This is a genomic window from Streptomyces polyasparticus, assembly GCF_014493765.1.
Taxonomy (GTDB): domain Bacteria; phylum Actinomycetota; class Actinomycetes; order Streptomycetales; family Streptomycetaceae; genus Streptomyces; species Streptomyces polyasparticus.
Genome location: NZ_JACTVJ010000094.1, coordinates 1 through 1,449, shown reverse-complemented (window position 1 = coordinate 1,449; position 1,449 = coordinate 1). Strand labels below are relative to the sequence as shown.

The window sequence follows — 1,449 nt, the reverse complement described above, 5'->3', positions numbered from 1 at the left end:
CGTCAGGTGGCACTTTTCGGGGAAATGTGCGCGGAACCCCTATTTGTTTATTTTTCTAAATACATTCAAATATGTATCCGCTCATGAGACAATAACCCTGATAAATGCTTCAATAATATTGAAAAAGGAAGAGTATGAGTATTCAACATTTTCGTGTCGCCCTTATTCCCTTTTTTGCGGCATTTTGCCTTCCTGTTTTTGCTCACCCAGAAACGCTGGTGAAAGTAAAAGATGCTGAAGATCAGTTGGGTGCACGAGTGGGTTACATCGAACTGGATCTCAACAGCGGTAAGATCCTTGAGAGTTTTCGCCCCGAAGAACGTTTTCCAATGATGAGCACTTTTAAAGTTCTGCTATGTGGTGCGGTATTATCCCGTGTTGACGCCGGGCAAGAGCAACTCGGTCGCCGCATACACTATTCTCAGAATGACTTGGTTGAGTACTCACCAGTCACAGAAAAGCATCTTACGGATGGCATGACAGTAAGAGAATTATGCAGTGCTGCCATAACCATGAGTGATAACACTGCTGCCAACTTACTTCTGACAACGATCGGAGGACCGAAGGAGCTAACCGCTTTTTTGCACAACATGGGGGATCATGTAACTCGCCTTGATCGTTGGGAACCGGAGCTGAATGAAGCCATACCAAACGACGAGCGTGACACCACGATGCCTGCAGCAATGGCAACAACGTTGCGCAAACTATTAACTGGCGAACTACTTACTCTAGCTTCCCGGCAACAATTAATAGACTGGATGGAGGCGGATAAAGTTGCAGGACCACTTCTGCGCTCGGCCCTTCCGGCTGGCTGGTTTATTGCTGATAAATCTGGAGCCGGTGAGCGTGGGTCTCGCGGTATCATTGCAGCACTGGGGCCAGATGGTAAGCCCTCCCGTATCGTAGTTATCTACACGACGGGGAGTCAGGCAACTATGGATGAACGAAATAGACAGATCGCTGAGATAGGTGCCTCACTGATTAAGCATTGGTAACTGTCAGACCAAGTTTACTCATATATACTTTAGATTGATTTAAAACTTCATTTTTAATTTAAAAGGATCTAGGTGAAGATCCTTTTTGATAATCTCATGACCAAAATCCCTTAACGTGAGTTTTCGTTCCACTGAGCGTCAGACCCCGAAAACGATTTAGGAGACACCGATGAACATCAACGATGCCCTCACCTCCATCCTGGCCTCAAAAAAATACCGCGCCCTTTGCCCGGATACCGTGCGGCGCATCCTGACTGAGGAATGGGGGCGGCATAAATCCCCCAAACAGACCGTAGAGGCTGCACGCACCCGGCTGCATGGAATTTGCGGGGCATATGTCACCCCGGAATCGCTCAAGGCTGCTGCCGCCGCGCTTTCTGCGGGCGATGTAAAAAAGGCATTGTCGCTGCATGCCTCCACCAAGGAGCGACTGGCCGAGCTGGATACCCTGTAC

General features: G+C 48.4%; 1 protein-coding gene and 1 pseudogene. Both read left to right on the top strand.

All coding sequences use genetic code 11. From position 1 onward, the window contains the following. Positions 1-134: 134 nt before the first annotated feature. Positions 135-995 carry a broad-spectrum class A beta-lactamase TEM-1 gene (locus tag H9Y04_RS45585; RefSeq protein ID WP_000027057.1) on the top strand — a complete coding sequence of 287 codons (861 nt, stop codon included), beginning with the start codon at positions 135-137 and terminating at the stop codon, positions 993-995. 169 nt (positions 996-1,164) lie between these two features. After that, positions 1,165-1,449, top strand: a pseudogene (locus H9Y04_RS45580) (hypothetical protein); the annotation flags it as partial.